17 protein-coding genes and 1 pseudogene are annotated in these 17,467 nt (G+C 60.3%); 4 read left to right on the forward strand and 14 right to left on the reverse strand.

What is annotated here, in order from left to right:
* Positions 1–200: 200 nt before the first annotated feature.
* Positions 201–1,430 (reverse strand): alanine racemase, encoded by a 1,230-nt coding sequence (gene alr, locus KGB29_RS05790; protein ID WP_150814610.1) that lies wholly within the window; start codon positions 1,428–1,430, stop codon positions 201–203.
* Between the two features lie 251 nt (positions 1,431–1,681).
* Between alr and KGB29_RS05795 the strand changes: the two are divergent.
* A pseudogene (locus tag KGB29_RS05795) lies at positions 1,682–1,873 on the forward strand (alcohol dehydrogenase catalytic domain-containing protein); the annotation flags it as partial.
* Positions 1,874–2,073: 200 nt separating this feature from the next.
* On the opposite strand, the gene KGB29_RS05800 reads toward KGB29_RS05795, so the two are convergent.
* The 3 genes from KGB29_RS05800 to KGB29_RS05810 form a co-directional block, all read right to left on the reverse strand.
* Positions 2,074–2,499: an N-acetyltransferase gene (locus KGB29_RS05800; protein ID WP_150814609.1), complete on the reverse strand. Its 426-nt coding sequence runs from the start codon at positions 2,497–2,499 to the stop codon at positions 2,074–2,076.
* Positions 2,500–2,774: 275 nt separating this feature from the next.
* Complete coding sequence (locus KGB29_RS05805; protein ID WP_150814608.1) at positions 2,775–2,981, reverse strand: hypothetical protein; 207 nt, start codon at positions 2,979–2,981, stop codon at positions 2,775–2,777.
* A 25-nt stretch (positions 2,982–3,006) separates the two neighbouring features.
* On the reverse strand, positions 3,007–3,729 hold the full coding sequence (locus tag KGB29_RS05810) for a DUF899 domain-containing protein (RefSeq protein ID WP_371319472.1): 723 nt from the start codon (positions 3,727–3,729) through the stop codon (positions 3,007–3,009).
* 120 nt (positions 3,730–3,849) lie between these two features.
* Here KGB29_RS05810 and KGB29_RS05815 point away from each other — a divergent pair, with 120 nt between their 5' ends.
* On the forward strand, positions 3,850–5,070 hold the full coding sequence (locus KGB29_RS05815; RefSeq protein ID WP_150814607.1) for a helix-turn-helix domain-containing protein: 1,221 nt from the start codon (positions 3,850–3,852) through the stop codon (positions 5,068–5,070).
* Positions 5,071–5,104: 34 nt separating this feature from the next.
* The gene (locus tag KGB29_RS05820; protein ID WP_150814606.1) at positions 5,105–5,737 is read left to right on the forward strand and encodes a glutaminyl-peptide cyclotransferase; all 633 of its coding nucleotides are present in this window, start codon (positions 5,105–5,107) and stop codon (positions 5,735–5,737) included.
* Between the two features lie 519 nt (positions 5,738–6,256).
* On the opposite strand, the gene KGB29_RS05825 is transcribed toward KGB29_RS05820, so the two are convergent.
* The 8 genes from KGB29_RS05825 to KGB29_RS05860 all read right to left on the reverse strand — a co-directional run bounded on the left by KGB29_RS05825 (position 6,257) and on the right by KGB29_RS05860 (position 15,148).
* Positions 6,257–6,658, reverse strand: a complete 402-nt coding sequence (locus KGB29_RS05825) for a GFA family protein (RefSeq protein ID WP_150814605.1) — start codon at positions 6,656–6,658, stop codon at positions 6,257–6,259.
* 388 nt (positions 6,659–7,046) lie between these two features.
* Entirely contained in the window at positions 7,047–7,907 is an 861-nt protein-coding gene (locus tag KGB29_RS05830) for a CAP domain-containing protein (RefSeq protein ID WP_150814604.1), read from the reverse strand.
* Positions 7,908–8,178: 271 nt separating this feature from the next.
* Positions 8,179–8,553, reverse strand: coding sequence for a RidA family protein (locus KGB29_RS05835; RefSeq protein WP_150814603.1), 375 nt, complete (start codon positions 8,551–8,553; stop codon positions 8,179–8,181).
* Positions 8,550–9,305: a DUF3726 domain-containing protein gene (locus tag KGB29_RS05840; RefSeq protein ID WP_150814602.1), complete on the reverse strand. Its 756-nt coding sequence runs from the start codon at positions 9,303–9,305 to the stop codon at positions 8,550–8,552. The genes KGB29_RS05835 and KGB29_RS05840 overlap by 4 nt, the downstream gene beginning before the upstream one ends.
* Before the next feature lies 1 nt (position 9,306).
* Complete coding sequence (locus tag KGB29_RS05845) at positions 9,307–11,019, reverse strand: hypothetical protein (protein ID WP_150814601.1); 1,713 nt, start codon at positions 11,017–11,019, stop codon at positions 9,307–9,309.
* 26 nt (positions 11,020–11,045) lie between these two features.
* Positions 11,046–12,599, reverse strand: coding sequence for a BCCT family transporter (locus KGB29_RS05850; protein WP_150814600.1), 1,554 nt, complete (start codon positions 12,597–12,599; stop codon positions 11,046–11,048).
* Positions 12,600–12,705: 106 nt separating this feature from the next.
* A complete protein-coding gene (locus KGB29_RS05855; protein WP_150814599.1) occupies positions 12,706–13,692 on the reverse strand; it encodes a dipeptidase in 987 nt (328 codons plus the stop codon).
* A 13-nt stretch (positions 13,693–13,705) separates the two neighbouring features.
* Positions 13,706–15,148: an aldehyde dehydrogenase family protein gene (locus tag KGB29_RS05860; RefSeq protein WP_150814598.1), complete on the reverse strand. Its 1,443-nt coding sequence runs from the start codon at positions 15,146–15,148 to the stop codon at positions 13,706–13,708.
* Positions 15,149–15,239: 91 nt separating this feature from the next.
* On the opposite strand from KGB29_RS05860, the gene KGB29_RS05865 reads away from it, so the two are divergent.
* Positions 15,240–16,127, forward strand: a complete 888-nt coding sequence (locus KGB29_RS05865) for a LysR family transcriptional regulator (protein WP_150814597.1) — start codon at positions 15,240–15,242, stop codon at positions 16,125–16,127.
* 2 nt (positions 16,128–16,129) lie between these two features.
* Here the strand turns inward: KGB29_RS05865 and KGB29_RS05870 are convergent, their stop codons facing one another.
* A complete protein-coding gene (locus tag KGB29_RS05870; RefSeq protein ID WP_150814596.1) occupies positions 16,130–16,768 on the reverse strand; it encodes a helix-turn-helix transcriptional regulator in 639 nt (212 codons plus the stop codon).
* Between the two features lie 19 nt (positions 16,769–16,787).
* The gene (locus tag KGB29_RS05875; protein WP_150814595.1) at positions 16,788–17,417 is read right to left on the reverse strand and encodes a hypothetical protein; all 630 of its coding nucleotides are present in this window, start codon (positions 17,415–17,417) and stop codon (positions 16,788–16,790) included.
* Between the last annotated feature and the right edge of the window lie 50 nt (positions 17,418–17,467).

Below are 17,467 nucleotides of genomic sequence, written 5' to 3' on the forward strand. Positions count from 1 at the left end.
GGCGCAGTAGTGAATATCTCAGGCGACTGCGCCGACATCGGCGATACGTTGAGTCAGCGCGGAAAAAAACATAATGGTCACCTTCCGACAAGAGAATGCGACCTCTCTCCTGTCGGTCCCTGCCATACATTTGAGCTTTTCCGCGCTTGGCAAAACGGTGCACGAATGAGCGGGCCCGGTAATTTACGATGGTGGTGGGATTACTTCTCGACCAGTATTTTCGGGTTGGCACTGCCCCAGACGGTGTAGAGGTCGGCCAGAAGCGCACCGTTGATCTCTTCGACTTCAGCCTGGCTGACTTCGTTTGCGCCTTGCTTGCCGAACAGCACTACTTCATCACCTGCCTTGACGTCGGGTGCATCCGAGACATCGACCATCACGGTGTTCATCGAAACCTTGCCCACCACCGGCACGCGATGTCCATTGATCAATACCACACCTTTATTGGTGAACACGCGGCGATACCCATCGGAGTAACCGACCGTGATGTTGGCGAGTTTCGAATCACGTGTCAGGGTGAAGGTGCGGTCGTAACCCACTGTGTTTCCAGCGGGATAGTTATTGACCGAGGCCACATGCGACTTGAATTGCATCACGCGCCGATATTCAGTGCGCGAAATGACGGTATCGCCAAACAACGCGCCGCCCGTGCGCACCATGTCCAGGCGCGATTCGGGTACTTCCAGGGTGGCGAAGGAGTTGGCCGCGTGCAGGGTGATTTTCTTGCGATCGAGCTGGGCCACGTCCATCAGCCAAGCCGCTTGTTCGTTGAAGGTTGCCAGGCCCTTGCGTACGTCGTCCTTATCCTCCACCGCGAAGTGGGTCATGATTGCGACCACTTCCAGATTCGGTACCTTTGTGATTGCCACGGCGTCTTTCTTGCCCTGTTCGGTGGCCATTTCCACGCCGTTACGGCTCATGCCGCTTGAGTTGAGGCCGATGTGCACCTGCAGTTTGCGACCGTGTTTATGTGCAAGATCGGCCGCCTGGCGGGCGAAATCGAGGTTGCCAACCAGTTCCTCGATGTTGTACTGCAGAGCATTTTCCAGCTCCCCTAAGGAAGCGGTGCGAACACGGATTAACTGACCTTTAAAGCCGCTTTCGCGAACCACTCGCGCCTCTTCGTTACTGGCGACCGCCACACACGGTACACCGAGCGCGATCACCGAAGGCATCACCAACCCGATACCATGACCATAAGCGTCGGCTTTTAGTACCGCACAGAGTTTCGACTTGCCGGCCAGCTCCACTTGCAGGGCTCGGATATTGTGCTCTAACGCGGTCTTGTTGATTTCAATCCAGGCATTACTGATTTGCGCAGTCAGCTCGGAGTTGCCGTTAGTAAGCGAAAGCGGCGGCGCCGCCTGGGCCTGGCTCTGCAAAAAAAACAGGCCGAGGGACAACGCTAGAACAGTACGAGTAAAGGGCATTTGAAACTCTCCATGTAATCGGTCTTTTTATTATTCCGATGCCGATTATTGGAAGGCGATGTAAGTTGACGTTGTACGCCGCGTTCGAAGATGTAAAAACATGTAAGGAATTTGTTCGCGCTCACCTTGGCGCTAAGCGATGGCATCAGGAATGAGTGTTACCTGGATGGCTACCCACTAAGCTTATGTCGAGTTACGACGCAGGCAATGGACCGAATCGCTTTTGGAGCTGCTGATCTTCATCGGCGCAAGGCGAGGTTTGGCTCGAGCAAAAAGCTATTGGTGTCAACTTCCTCGACGTTACCCAACGTAAGGGAGCGGTGCCCATTGCGTTACCATCCGGGCTTGGGCTGGAAGGCGCTGGGCGTGTCGCCGTTGTGGATGCCGGTGTCTGCTATGTGCAAGCCGGGGATCGCGTCGCCTATCTGCGTACGCAAGTAGGGGGTTTGTTTGTCCTCGAAGAAAACATCCGGAGACTGGTACGGAGTACCCGCCGGGTTTGCGCCAGCTGTTGATTGCTCCTTGTCTGTCTTCCCATCGAAAATTACGGGCCCTTAACAACGCAAGGTCAGTTGGGCAGACGTTTACGCTGAAGCTAGCGCGACCTGTCGTTTTCCTTTCGCCTGTAGCTACATTAGTCAGATTAGGCGACCCAGCGCATCACCTTCTCAAGGTGGCCAGTGTGCGCGTCCAGTTGTTCATTGAGAACTACAAAGCCCTGGTTCTCATAGAAATGGATGCTAGGCGCATTCGCTGAATACACAGTCAGCTGTAGAGTTGACCTGGATGCCATGGCGTCCGCGAGAAGCTGCGTACCTATACCGTCCCCCTGACGCTCAGGCGATACGAATAGCGCCGCAAGTGTGTCTCCATATACAGAGCAGAATCCTACTACCGTCCCGTCTGCCTCAAACACTCGGGACATGGCGCCGGGTAGGTAGACCTCACGCATAGCAGCAAGCTGGCTACGCCAGAATTCGGCGGCTATGAAGTGATGCGCCTGGATTGACGCTCGTAGCCAAATGTCCAATACGGGCTCTAGGTCAACGTTTCGAAAGTCGCGGATCATGAGGCCTCAGCGATTGAGTTAGGAAGGAAACTTTGTGCCATATACGTTCTCCGCGCAACGGTGCTCCATTTGCAGATCTGCCTGGCACTGATTCTGATCGATCAACAATATTTGGGGCGGGATCTGTGACCGCCAACGCCAGCACCGGTTTGCTCTGGACGCTGACAGTCTATTTGGGCCGCTGGCATGAGTATCGCCCCGTACGGCCTGCCGATTCCGTTGATGGTCATGGTCGCACTGATCGTTTTTTTGCCCAGCACGCCACTATCGACTGATTAAGCCTGGGCCAGGCGTCCTACGCGTAACCAGCCAACGACCACTGCGCCAATCAGCAAAAAGCCCAGGTAGCCAAAGAGTGGATAGACCTGGCCCACCAGGTTGACAAACCCGACCAGACTGCCGACGAAAGCCAGTGCGCCAGCGGCCGCTGAGCCGACGCAGACCAAGCTCGTGCTAATGGACAAACTGGCGGACGTTTTCATCGGCGGTCAGCGACACCGCGGGCGCTCACCTGTACTCATCATGCCGACGCCACCAAGGCCCCGTTTCATTGCGTCCCTTGGGCGCGCGGTCGAGCCATTGGTACATGCTCCACAATCCGTCCAGGCCCCGCGCGTAGGTGGAGTAGGTGTGATAAATCTCGCCGTCCTCCAGCACAAACGTACTCAACCCCGGCCTGTCGCGGGTATAGGTCGGCGCATCGGTGCCACAGGTCGCGGCGAACTGTTTCACCGGTTCCGGGATCTGGCTGGCGTCCATGGCATGGCCGCCGCGCTGGTAGTTGTATTCGACCAAGCCTTCGCGCTGCTGCGCTTCGGTGAAGTAGACATTGAAGTCGGCGGTGAAGTCGCTATCGGCGGCCGAGGCCCACGGGAAGGTCCAGCCCATTCGGCGCTTGTAGGCCTGCAGTTTCGCCAAGGGTGCGCGGGATATCGCCATCAGGGTCACGTCGTGGTTCGCCAGGTGGACGACGACGGGGTCGAAGCCATCGGCGATGGCTGAGCAGGAAGGGCAGCCGGCCGTGTAGTCGGGGCCGAACATGAAGTGGTAGACCAGCAGTTGCGAGCGCCCTTGAAAGAGTTCGGCCAGGGTGGCGCTGCCGTTGTCGGTATCGAAGCGGTACGTCTTGTCGAGGCGAAACCATGGCAATGCCTGGCGTTGCCTGGCCACATCATCGCTGCGTCGGGTCAGTGCCTTTTCCGCTTCAAGCAGTTGCAAACGTGCCGCCAGTCATTGTTCCCGGGTCGCGGTTTTGTGGGTGTTCATCGTTGTACGCTCCTGGTGAAAGCTCGTGATTTAGACTAAACCCGGGTATCGAATGATGGGAGTGACAAGCGTGGCGGGATTTCGATGGACTCGATGATCGCGGCAGCTGCACAGGCGCTGGCGGCGGGCAATCCGCTGGGCGCACTGGACCGCGTGGCCTTGCGCGACGATGCGCCGGCCTTGGCCCTGCGCGGTATCGCCATGGCGCAACTGGGCGATCTGGTGCGGGCCAGGGCGCTGGTCAAGCGGGCGCAACGGGCCTTTGCGCCCAAGGAAGTGCTGGCCCGGGCGCGATGTGTGGTGGCTGAGGCCGAAATCGCCCTGGCTTCGCGGGAGCTTGGGTGGCCGGTCAAGGCGCTCGAAACGGCGCGGGTCACCCTTGAACACCACGGTGACCGGGTCAATGCCGCCCATGCGCGTTATCTGCAAATCCGCCGTCTGCTGTTGATCGGCCAGCTCGACGAGGCGCAGCAGTTATTGGCCGGACTCGACCCCGGCCCATTGCCACCGGCCTTGCGGGCAACCCATGAACTGGTGCTGGCGGGGATTGCCATTCGGCGCCTGCAATCGCACGCGGCGCGGGAGGCGTTGAACAGGGCCGGGCAGGCTGCCGGTCAAGCCGGGATTGCCGCCCTGATGGCTGAGGTCCAACACGCTGTGTATCTGCTCGATGCCCCCGCGGCACGCCTGATTGCCCAGGGTGAAGTACGGCCGCTGTTGCTCGATGATGTTGATGCGTTGTTCTGTTCAACGTCACTGGTGGTGGATGCCTGCCGGTACGTTGTGCGCGGTTGTGGCATGTCGGTGTCGCTCGCGACGCGGCCGATCCTGTTCGTGCTCGCCCGTGCGTTGGCCGAGGCGTGGCCTGCCGACGTTGAGCGGGAAGTGTTGATCGCCCGGGCGTTCCGTCTGAAGCTTTCGGATGAATCCCATCGCGCCCGGCTTCGCGTGGAAATCGGCAGGCTGCGTAAAGCACTCAAGCCGTTGGCCGGCGTTATCGCGACAGCGCGCGGTTATGCCCTGCAATCGCCGGTGTGTACGCAGGTGGTGACGCTGGCGCAACCGGTCGAGGAAAAGTTTGCCGCGGTGTTTGCCTGCCTCGCCGATGGCGAGTCGTGGTCCAGTTCCGCCCTGGCACTGGCGCTGGGTACCAGCCAGCGCACGGTGCAACGGGCGCTCGATAAGCTGGCGGAGCAGGGCAAGGTGCAGTGGTTTGGCCGTGGTCGCGCGCGGCGCTGGATGACGCCGCCCGTGCCGGGATTCGCGACGACCTTGTTACTCCCGGCACCGCTGCCCGGTGGCTAGGATGAACGGCACCAACCCCATCGAGGAATGCCAGATGAAACACGCAACTGCTGAAATCATTCGTGAATATGGCCCGTTTGCCGATGTCGACCACGTGTGCGGCGTCACCTGGGACGGCGAAAAGGTCTGGTTCGCATGCAACAGCAAAATCAACGCCCTGGACCCGGAAAGCGGCAAGGTTCTGAGCTCGATCGATGTCGCTGCCCATGCCGGCACCGCGTTTGACGGGGAGCACCTGTTCCAGATCGCCGAAGACCGCATCCACAAGATCGACCCCCGCACCGGTCGCATCCTTTCGACGATTCCTGCTCCCGGCGCAGGCGCCGATTCGGGGCTGACCTGGGCCGAAGGGACGTTGTGGGTGGGCCAGTACCGCGAACGCAAGATCCACCAGATCGACCCCGAGAACGGCAAGATCCTGCGCACCATCGAATCCAACCGTTTCGTCACCGGCGTGACCTGGGTGGACGGCGCACTGTGGCACGGTACGTGGGAAGGCGATGAAAGCGAGCTGCGCCGGATCGATCCACAAACGGGCGAAGTGCTGCAGAGCCTGAAAATGCCCGAAGGCGTGGGCGTGTCGGGGCTGGAGTCCGATGGTGGCGAGCGGTTGTTCTGCGGTGGCGGCGATAGCGGCAAGGTGAGGGTGGTGCGCCGGCCTGCCTGAGTGTGGCCGGCTTGCCAAGTGCAACCTGTGTGGGAGCGAGCCTGCTCGCGAATGCAGAGTGTCAGGCAACATCAATGTTGACTGATTTGACGCCATCGCGAGCAAGCTCGCTCCCACAGGGTTAGTGGATGTACGCAAAATCTGCGAGCAACCGAAATCACTGTGGGAGCGAGCCTGCTCGCGAATGCAGAGTGTCAGGCAACATCAATGTTGACTGATTTGACGCCATCGCGAGCAAGCTTGCTCCCACAGGGTTAGTGGATGTACGCAAAATCTGCGAGCAACCGAAATTACTGTGGGAGCGAGCCTGCTCGCGAATGCAGAGTGTCAGGCAACATCAATGTTGACTGATTTGACGCCATCGCGAGCAAGCTTGCTCCCACAGAGTTAGTGGATGTACGCAAAATCTGCGAGCAACCGAAATCACTGTGGGAGCGAGCTTGCTCGCGATAGCGGTGGGTCAGTCGATATCAATGTTGAATGTGCTGACCTCATCGCGAGCAAGCTCGCTCCAGCCACTCAGTCCGTTCGTGGATGCTGATCGTTGATGTCGTACCAATCCGCTTTCGAGCTGACAAAAACATGTTTTTGCTTGTTTGGTCGTAACGCCGTATCCAGCGTACCGAGGGCAATCGAAATCCACTCGGAAAACGCTCCTGTCGAGTCAGTCCAGAACAGTGAAGATCCGCAGTGAGAACAGAACTGCCGTGTGACACCCTTGGACGATTCATACGTCTTCAGCGAATCTGCGCCGGTCATGATGCCAAGCGCCGAGGCGGGTGCGCTGGCATAGGTTGCAAATGCAGCCCCATGGCCCTTTCGGCATTGGCTGCAATGGCAATGGGTGACGGCTTTCAGCTCGGTCGACAAGCGATATTTGACGGCGCCGCAGAGGCAACTGCCGTGGTGAAACTCATCCATGTAAAGTCATCCGTGGATCGATAGTATTTTTCCGTCCTGCCATGTTTTCTGCTGGTCGAAATCGGTCTAAAAGCCCGGTTGGCAAATGTGTCTGTTTTGCTATCCTCAAACCTGTAGGTGAAGACGCAGACTGATGCGCAAAAGGATAGCAAGGAGACGTGGGGCGCGTTCCGAAGGGTACACGGTTAGAAAGATCCCCGCGCTGGGATCCAGCCCTTATGCCGTGTGAAGCAGAAGAGTTCCATTACAGTTTCACGACTCTTTTGTGGGAGGCCTGATAAACCTTGTAAGCCGGAGACCAGCACCGGCCACCTACTTGTTACATTCACCCACAAAGCCCGCTCAGTGCGGGCTTTCTAATGCCCGCAAGGTGGGTCCGGTCAGCGGCTCAAGGCGCGCCAAACAGCATCGTCCAGTAAACACCGTTGTCGCTGCGCGCGTTGGCGGCGTAAGCGGCACCGACCTGGGTGAACATCGGGTTCATCAGGTTGGCGCAGTGCCCGGGGCTGGCGAGCCAGCCGGCCATGGCCTTGCTGGGTGAACCTTGCCCGGCGGCGATGTTTTCACCGATCTGCCGGCCACGGTAGCCAGCGGCCCTGGCGCGGTCGGAGGGCATGTCACCGTCGGCGTCCTGGTGGGCGAAATAGTTGCCGTAGGCCATATCCTTGCTGTGGCTTTGCGCTGCGGAGCCCAAGGCAGCACTCCAGGACAGCGGCCGTGCGGCGGCGAAACGCTGGCGACCACACAGTCGCGGTTTGGCCCGGGCTGCGTTGACCTGCGCCAGCAACGCCTGAGCGGCGCTGCGTGGATCGCCGGTTTTCCCGTCGAGCACCGGCCGTGCCAGCACCACTTGCCACTCACTCCCAGCGCGGCTGACGCCGATGTCGGCGTATTGATTGTCGAGCAGTGCAGCGCAGTGCTCGTCCTGGAACATATCGAAGGCTTCTTCGGCATCCCGTGCACCCACCACGCGGATGGACCTCACCATGGTGGCCTGATAGCCGGAAGCCTTTAACCGGTCCCGCAACCCACCGCCATAGCCAACGGGCAGGGCCAGGTTCGACTTGAGCGTCAGGGGTGATAAGCGTTGCGTCGGCCGCCGGTCGCAGCGTTGCGGATGGGCGCGATAGTCATTGATGGCGTCTACCAGTTGCCGTTGCCCATCGGCGTGGGCGGGGCTTGCAAAAACAGGGAGCAGGGAAAACAGGCACAGCGAAGAAAAGCGCAAGGCAACGACAGTTTGGCGCATGGACGGACAACTCGGATGAGATGACGACGATAGGAGAGGGAAAAACGCTGGGGTAGGACCGGCGTCTGGAGACAAGGTTCACGGCGGGAGCGAACCTGTTTATTGCCGGAACCAAATGTCCGACGAAGGGTAGGACTTCTGTGGGAGCGGGCTTGCTCGCGAAGATGGCCTTTCAGGCAACAGAGATGTTGACTGATCTACCGCCATCGCGAGCAAGCTCGCTCCCACAGGTTTTGTGTACACCAATGACCCGCAAGCGGTCCTGAATCGATCAATCCATGCAGGCGTAAACCACCAGTTCCACCAGCATTTCTTCCCGAGCCAGGCCCGCCACGACCATGGCGGCGCGGTTAGGGTAGGGCGCCTGGAAGTACTCGGGGTAGACGGTATTCACGGTTGCCAGGTAGCTGCGGTCAGTGACGTAGACCAGCACCTGGGTGACCGCGTCCAGCGAGCTGCCGGCGGCTTGCAGCGTATGGCGCAGGTTGTCCAGGGTCTGCCGGGTTTGCGCTTCGATGCCGCCGCTCACCACCTGGCCCTGGCGGTCGATGGGGATTTGCGCGGTGTACAGCGTGCCGTTGCCGACAACCGCCCATTCCAATGGCGCGCGCGAGGCAAAGAGGTCGGTCTTGATCGCCTGTTTCATTGATGATTCCTGATGCGGGTTTGAGGGGTGTACCGGGCGTCGCTGCCTTCACCGGCTCCACGGCGACGGGATTCTTCAGTGCTTTCCACCAGCACCCGTTCACCCAGTTTTTTCAATTGGGCCCAGACTTCATCATTGACCTGCAGCCCGCCCGCGGGTGTTGACTGACTGAATTCAAACGTCGGGACCGCGTCTTCGGCACTCAGGCGTGGCAGCAGCGCGAAGTGTCTGGAAATCAGCACGTTGATGCTTTGCTCATCGCCCTGCGCCGGTTGCGGCAGGTCATACACCCGCAAGGCCGGGCTGGTGTTCCCGGCGCTGAAAGTGGCCACCAGTTCCTGCCGGGCATCGCGCCAGTACACACAAAAATTCAGGCCTTGTCCGGCACAGCGCGCCAGGTAACCCAGCAGCAGAATGCGGTTGTGACAATGGCGGACGCGGATCAGCGCACTGCCGCTGCGCAAGGCCTTGCCCACGCCCAGTTCGATTGCCTGGGCGGCGCAGCGCAACACGCTCTGGCCATAGGCATCAAGGGTCAGTTGCGTGGCGTCTTCGTAGCAGGTTTCGATAGGGCGATCGACTTCATCGTGAAGGAAATCCAACGCCTTTTTCAGCGCGCCGATACCGTCGAGGCCTTGTTGTTGCAACCTGGCGATCATCTCGGCGGCGTCGTCGCAATCACCGGGTGCAAAACCGATGCCTTCGAAGGCCTTGCGGCAGATCACCTGGATTTCATTGAGCGATACACGCATTTCAGAGTGCTCCGGCAGCGTTGGTCAGTTCAGGCATGACGGCAAAATTCCAGTCGTCGGGGAACGGCTGGCCGATCTCGCTGACCAGCGGTGCTCCCTGAAACAAGGTGATGCGCACCCAGCGGCTGGACTTGGGGTCGAACTTGCCGGCGCCGAAGAACGCCAGCTTGCAGCGCAGCAAGTGGATCGGCAGCATGCTGCGGTCCATCAGGTTTGCGCGGATCTCCCCGAAGGCGCAGCGGGCCATGCCTTGCAGGCGGCAGACCGTGCCTTTGAATTGCGGCAGCGCTAGCAGAAAGTGCGCGGTCAATTGCCGTGGGTGTTGCTCACGGTAGGCAAGCAGTGCGCGATGACAACGTTGAATGTTGTGCGCGATCCCCAACTGCATTTCTTTCTCGGCACCTGGCTCCATGGCCCGTTCGCCCAGGCGTGGTTCTTCCTTTTCCGCCGAGCGATACCAGAAAAAGTGGTTGGCCTCGGTGCCGCTCAAGTTGTAATCGAGTGCCCAGCGGTACTCGCTCTCGATGAGATCGCACAGCTCACTCAATGGCATCTCGGCGTTCAGGCGAAACCCCTCGTTGACCGACATCTGCTCGGCCAGCGGATCGACCTGTTCGGGGTACAACTCCAGCAGCAGGCTGACCAGCAGTTCCTGGCACCCGGCGCCGACGTTCACTTCGGCCCAGGCTTGCAGGCGCGACCACAACCCCGCGTTGACCGACTGGCCCGTGAACCACTCGGCCAGTTGTTCGAGATCGGCCAGCGTCTGCTGGTCGATGCCGCTTTGCCGTTGGTCCTCGGTGCTGGTTTGCTGCAAGTGCCGACGGGCCCGTAGCAGCAACGACTGAAAGCGTTGGGCATGAGGCAAGTCAGCCGCTTGCGCCACAACCTGTGCCAGTGCGGTTTCCCTGGCCCACAGCCATTGGTTGACCAGTTGCGGGTGATTGATCAGGAACGGCGCCATGCCCAGCCCAGTGGAGTTGCCGACCCCAAGGTAGCGCTGCAGGGCAGGGTCCAGACCTACTGCCCGCTGCGGGTTGCGCGCCCGGGCCATGTGTTCGATCTGCTCGATGCTGAAATGCCGCAGCAGGTACACGGTAAACATCTGGGCGCTGAAGGGTTGCGTAAAGTCCGCAGTGTCTTGCAGGCAACTGAAGTCGGCGATGCCGAACTTGCCGTTGCCGTACACCGCGGTGGTGCGGTACAGGTAGCCGACCTCGGCCAGTTGCCGTGGGTCTGGTTGACAACCTTCGGCCAGCGCTTCGAGGAAGCGTTCGAAGTTGCGCAGGCTGCGGTTGGCCCGTGACAGCACCAGCACTCGGGAATCAAAACGCCCGGCTTCCTGCAACGGCACATTGCGCCGCAGGTCAGCCAATTGCTGCTCATCGACATCACCGGCGAGCAGGACAAAACTGACATCCCACTGATCGGCGATGACCCGGTCGCTACGCTTTTCCGGCGGCAGGTACAGGGAGAAAATCACGCAGTGATAGTGGGCACTGGTGGTGTCGATGCGGTAGATCGCCGTACCGAAGCCCTCGGCATCCAGGTCGAAGCAGGTGCGCTGGATTCGCCACTTTTCGTTCATCATCCGCCGCATGCTGCTGCGCACGAAACTCAAGCGGCTTTGAAAGTGACTGCCCAGCCGCTCCAGGTCCATGACCCGAGCGGCGGGCCGCAAGGCCGAAGAGGTGTCTGTGTCGGTGTGCGACATCGTTGCGATTCCTGAACTGTTCATCATCAGACTGCCTGTTCGCGAGCCATCTGCCGGGCGATGCGCAGTGCATCCCAGAGCGACGGCAGGATCAGCAGTGAAACCGGTACGGCAGTAATTACGATAAAGGACTGCAGCGCCGTGACCCCGCCCGAACCAATGGTGATCAACACCACCGCGGCCAGACCCATGCCGATGGCCCAGAATGCACGCAGCCATGGTTTCGGCTTGTCATTGCTGGACATGGCCATCGCCACGGTGAACGCCATCGCATCGCCGTTGGTGGCCACGGAAATGAAACTCAGGAACAGAAACAGCGCTGAGATCAGTCCACCCAGGGGCAAGTTTTGGGTGACGCCCAACAACAGGTCTTCGGGCCGCGCTCCGTGGGCAGTGACTATGCCTGGCGTCTGCAATTCCATGCCGATGCCAGCGCCACCGACCACGGTGAACCAGAACATGGTCACCAGCGGCGCGATGATCGACAGCGTCATGATCACTTCACGGATGGTCCGGCCACGGGAAATCTTCGCCACATACAGGGCGACCATCGGCGCGTAGCCAATGAACCAGCCCCAGTAGAACACCGTCCACCAGTCAAGCCATTTCGGATCGGCGCGGAACAGGGTCATCGGAATGAACTGCTCCAGGTGCAAGGCGAACGCGGTAGGAAAGCCGCCGAGAATGAAAGCGGTGGGCCCCAGCAGCACCATGAATACCGCCAGACCGATCATCAGCCAGACGTTGATTTCACTGACGAAACGGATGCCCTTGAGTCCGACCAGGCAGGAGGTGGTGTACATCACCGTGACCAGCACGATGGTGATGGACTGCACCACCAGGTCATTGGGAATGCCCCAGACCGAGTGCAATGCACTGCTGATTTGCAGGCCGAGGAAACCGATCGGGCCGATGGTGCCGGCGACCACTGCGATGATTGAGGTGGCGTCTGCCAGTGTGCCGATCGGCCCCTTGAGTGCACGCTCACCGAACAACGGATAGAGCAGGGTGCGTGGTGCCAGTGGCAAGCCTTTGTCGTAGTGCAAATGCATCAGCACGATGGCCAGCAGACTGCCCAACACTGCCCAGGCCAGGAAGCCCCAGTGCACGAAGGATTGCGCCAGTGCCACGTGTGCGGCGGCTTCTGTGTGCGCTTGCATCCCGGCAAACAGCGGCGGCGGGCTGGCGAAGTGCATCATCGGTTCCGCTGCCGCCCAGAAGGCACCGCCGCCGGCGAGCAGGGCGCACATGATCACGGCGATCCAGTTAAAGGTGCTGGAATCGGGCCGCTGATCGACGCCGCCCAACCTGACGCGCCCGCATTTGCTGAAGCAGATGATCAGGCTCATGGCAAAGGTCGCCAGCATAAGGATCTGCCAGTACAACCCGAAGAGCTTCGTCGACCAGGCGAACAGCATGTTCACCAACCGAGATACGCCATCGATGTCGATCAGTGCCGCGATCAGGAAGGCGCCGAGGAAGCCGCCACTGATTAAAAACAGCGGCCAGTCGATGTCTTTTTTCGGCGGTGCAAGGTCCAGTGGCTGGACGTCGGCTTGCAGGGAGTCGGATGTTTTCATGATGCCTCCAAAATACGCGCCTGGAGCTGTGCATCGCCGGTCGGGGAGATGAACGGGAGGCTATTGTTGTTATTTTTCATGCTGTCCTCACGGTGTCGATCAAGAATCAGTTTTGCGCCGTCGTAGCGTTTTCCAGCAGGCGCAACCAGTTGAGTCCCATGATGTTGCGTACCTCGTCCTCGGCGAAGCCACGGTCGCGCAAGCCCTGGGCGATGACCGGGAAATCCCGGCTGTCGCGGAACCATTGCAGCGGTGCCGGCCAGTTAGCGTTGTCCTTTGATCCTTCGCCGTAATCCTTGTCTTTGCTCCAGCGCCCATTGCGCATCCATTCGAGCACTTGCAGGGGTTGTTGCTGGCACAGGTCGGTGCCGATGCCGATGTGTTCGACGCCCATCAGCTCCGCCGTACTGGCGACCATGTCGCAGAACGATTCCAGGGTGCAGCCCGACGCGCCCTTGAGGTGGAACGGGTAAGTGCTGAAACCCAGCAGGCCGCCGGACTCGGCGATACCGCGCAATACCGCGTTGGACTTGTTGCGTTTGGCTGCGTGGAAACTCGACGGATTGGCGTGGGACACGATCACCGGCCGGCTCGACAACTCGATGGCTTCCAGGGTGCTGCGCTCGGCGCTGTGGGACATGTCGATCAGCATGCCGACGCGGTTCATCTCGCGGATCACCTGGCGGCCGAAACGGCTGATGCCGTTGTCTTCGGTCTCGTAGCAACCGCTGGCCAGCAGGCTTTGGTTGTTGTAGGTGAGCTGCATGATCAGCACGCCGAGCTGGCGGAAAACCTCCACCAGGCTGATGTCATCTTCAATCGGCGAGCAGTTCTGGAAACCGAAGAAAATCCCGACGCGGCCTTCCTGATGCGCCAGACGAATGTCCGAAGCCTCGCGCACCGGACGAATCAGCTCCGGGCAGGTTTCGAAGCGGCGGTTCCATTCGCCGATGCGCGACAGGGTTTCCCGGGCGTTCTCGTGGTAGGCGATGGTGGCGTGCACCGCGCTCAGGCCGCCTTCCTGCATCTGGCGAAAGATCTCTTCGTTCCAGTGGGAATATTGCAGGCCGTCGATCATTAATAAATCATGCATGGTGATCTCCCGTTCAAGGACGCACGTAGGTGGTCTTGACCACGGTGTAGAACTCACGGGCGTACTGCCCTTGCTCGCGCGGCCCGAAACTGGAGGCTTTGCGGCCGCCGAACGGCACGTGGTAATCGGTGCCGGCGGTGGGCAGGTTGACCATGACGCAACCGGTGCGGGCACGGCGCTTGAAGTCGCTGGCATAACGCAGGGACTGGGTGATGATCCCGGCGGTGAGGCCGTATTCGGTGTCGTTGAGCACCGACAGGGCTTGTTCGTAATCGTTGACCCGGATCACGCAGGCAATCGGCCCGAAAACCTCTTCGCGATTGATGCGCATCGTGTTGTGGGTGTTGGTGAACAGGGCGGGGCGCATATAGTGCCCGGCCGGTTCCAGATTCAACAATTGACCGCCCTCGACCAGGGTCGCGCCTTCGTCTTCGGCCAGTTGCAGGTAATGAAGATTCTGTTCCAGCTGCCGGGCTTCAGCCACCGGGCCGATCTGCACCCCTTGTCCGAGGGCATGGCCGACTTTCAGTTGACGCATGCGCGTCACCAGTGCCTCGACAAACCGGTCATGGATGCCATTGCAGACGATCAATCGCGAAGAGGCCGTACACTTTTGCCCGGTACCGAAGAAGGCGCCGTTCAATGCGCATTCCACGGCGATTTCGAGGTCGGCGTCATCGAGCACCACCAAGGCGTTCTTGCTGCCCATTTCCAGTTGGCAACGCACCAGATTGCCTGCGGTGGCGACCGCGACACGGCGACCGGTCTGCAGGGAGCCGGTGAAGGTCACCGCATCGATGTCGGCGGACTGGATCAGGCTTTCGCCGACCACAGCGCCGCTGCCCATGACCAGGTTGAAGGTGCCGGCGGGCAAGGCCTGACGGCTGATGATTTCAGTCAGGGCCCAAGCGCTGGCCGGCACCAGGTTTGCCGGTTTGAACACTACGGCGTTGCCAAAGGCCAAGGCCGGGGCAATCTTCCACGCGGCGGTGGCCATGGGGAAATTCCACGGCGTGATGATGCCGATCACGCCGACCGGTTCACGCTGAACTTCGATCTCGATGCCGGGGCGTACCGAGGCGGCCGTCTCGCCCATCTGACGCAGCACTTCGGCCGCGTAGTAGTGGAAGAACTGCGCGCAGCGATTGACTTCGCCTATGCCCTCGGCCAGCGGTTTTCCTTCTTCCCGGGAGAGCAGTTCGCCGAGTTCTTCCTTGCGCGCCATCAACTCGTTGCCGATGGCCATCAATACTTGCTGGCGCTGTTCCAGGCCACTGGCGGCCCATTGCGGCTGGGCTTCGCGGGCGGCGGCGATGGCATCCAGTGTCTGTTCTGCGCTGGCCTGATGGTAATGGCCAATGAGGTCTTGAACATCCGAAGGGCTGTGGTTGGCGATGACGCCCTGACCTTCGCACCAGTTGCCGCCGATGTAGTTTTTGTAGGGTTGCAGTGCCATGGGAACCTCCGATTGCGTTGGCCCCATCTTGAGAGTATTACTCTGCAAATAAAAATTAATAATAAATATGAAACGATAAGGAAAACTTACCGTGCTTCCCGAGCTGAAGATTACCCAACTGCGCTATTTCGTCCTGGTTGCCCAACTGAAAAGCTTCCACGGCGCGGCAAGGCAGGCCTATCGCACGCAACCGGCGTTGTCGCTGGCTGTGCGCGAACTGGAGCAGAAGCTGGGGCAGCCATTGTTCGAAAAGGGCGGCAAAACCGAACTGACACCATTCGGCGAGCACTGCTTGCCGCTGTTCCAGGATTTGCTGGCGCATCACGATCGTATCGCCCGCGAAGTCAGTCTGCTGGCGCGGCATGAAATCGGTCAGGTGAGCATCGCTACGGTGCCGTCGGTGGCCAGTCGGTTGTTGCCGCATCTGCTCGCACGGTTTGTCGGCGAGCATCCGAAAATGCAGATCAGCATGCAGGACGGCAATGCCGACAGCGTGCAGCAGTTGTTGGTCCAGGGGCAGGTGGATTTTGCGATCAGCAGCGTGTGGATGGCGGACGAGAACATTGAGTTCGTGCCGATCCTGAGTGATCGGGTGGGGGTAGTCTGCCGCCACGATCATCCGCTGGTGGCCAAAGGCGAGGCCTTGCATTGGTCGAGCCTGCAAGCCTATCCGTTTGTGCGCAATGGCACCTCGCGCTTACTCGCGGGCACGGAAGCGGCGGGGTTGCTGGACAGCAGTCTGCTATTCGTCTCCAACATGATTTCGCTGATCGCGATGCTTGAAGAGGGCATTGGCATCACGACGCTGCCGTCCCTGGCGTTCCCGCAGGGCAATGAGAAACTGACATTCCTGCCGCTTTCAGAACCGCGGCTGGAACGCCAGATCGGCATTCTGTGTCGCAAGGGGCACAGCCTGTCGCCAGCGGCAGCCGAGTTAATGGGCTTTCTCAAAGCCAACATGCAGATGATCGAACTGTAAGGTCAGTGTTCGAGTGGTGGCTCCGGGGTTTCGCTCGGACGCAGCCTGAAGCGACAGACATGCCCGCCGCGCACCATGCACTCGCTGTGCTCGACTTCACCGCCGCCCAACGCGCCAATCAAGGCCAGGTCCAGTTCGCAGACCACCGGGTGGGCAGCGGCCAGGCGATGGAACACGCAGTTATGCGCGACGATTTCCGGGGTGCCGCCTGAGCGAAAAAACACCTCGGCTTCGTAGCCCGCCTGGTTCATGTGCTGGACGATCCTGGCTTCCTCCACGACCTGCTGTTCACGGTCCGAAGCCAGTTTGCGGCCCATGCTGCGCATCAGCGAGGCCAGGGCTTCAGGGCCGATGATGGCGGCGACTTCATCAATCAATACGCTGGCCAGTAGCTGATAATGGCGAGGGAACTGCTCCCGCGCGTGGTCGGTGAGCTGATACAACTGCTCGGGGCGACGACCCGTCGGCCGGGTGTCGCCGCGCAGCACCAGAGCGTCACGCTCCAGCGCCGCCAGGTGTTGGCGGATCGCCGTGCGCGTGACTGCCAGGTGCTCAGCCAACTCGTCAATGCTCATGCCGCCCCCATGGTGCAGCAGTGCGTTGAGCAGGTCCTGCTGTGTTCGGCCCAGTCCTTCCAGCATGGTGTGCCCTCGCGCGATATCAGAACTTGTCCGGGAATTGCTTGACCAGCGCGCCGGTCAAGGCGTCGGCCAGGGCCAGGATGTGCGTGCGCATCATCGCCCAGGTGCGGGCTTCGCCGGTGTAATCGTGTGCCGAGAATTCATCGATCTGGGCGACGTGGTGACCGCCATGGGCCGACAACATGTTGACCAGCGTGGCTTCAGGCAGATTGGGGTTGGCGGTGGCCAGGAAAGCCGCAATCGCCTTGGCATTGCCGGTCAACTCGGTGACGGCAGCCTGCTTGCCTTTCGCGTCTTTCGCGACGGTGGCATCGCTGTAGTGTTTCACCGCGCCCCAATGACCGGCAAGCAGCTTGAGCAACTGATCGGCTGCCGGTTGGCCGTAGAGCGGGGCGATGCTGTTGGCGATTTTGGTGGCGTTGTCGACCACCTGGTCCGCCGCCACTTTGGCTTGCTTCTGGTCGGCGGATTGATTGGCCAGCGCGTAGTTTCTGATCCAGAAAATGTGTTCGACCCAAAGGTCGCGAAGGGCCAGGCGCGTGGTCAGCGCGGGGCTGTCGGCAGCGGCAGGTGAGGCGGCAGGCGTCTGGCTCCAGACCGGTTGCGCGCAGAAAGCCAGCAGGAGCAAAGCCAGGATCTTGATATTCATGACGGCACCCTCTGAGAGTGGGAATGTTCGACAATATCAATATAGGCATA

Origin of the sequence: Pseudomonas sp. BF-B-30 (genome assembly GCF_019956305.1) — a bacterium.
Lineage (GTDB): Bacteria > Pseudomonadota > Gammaproteobacteria > Pseudomonadales > Pseudomonadaceae > Aquipseudomonas > Aquipseudomonas jessenii.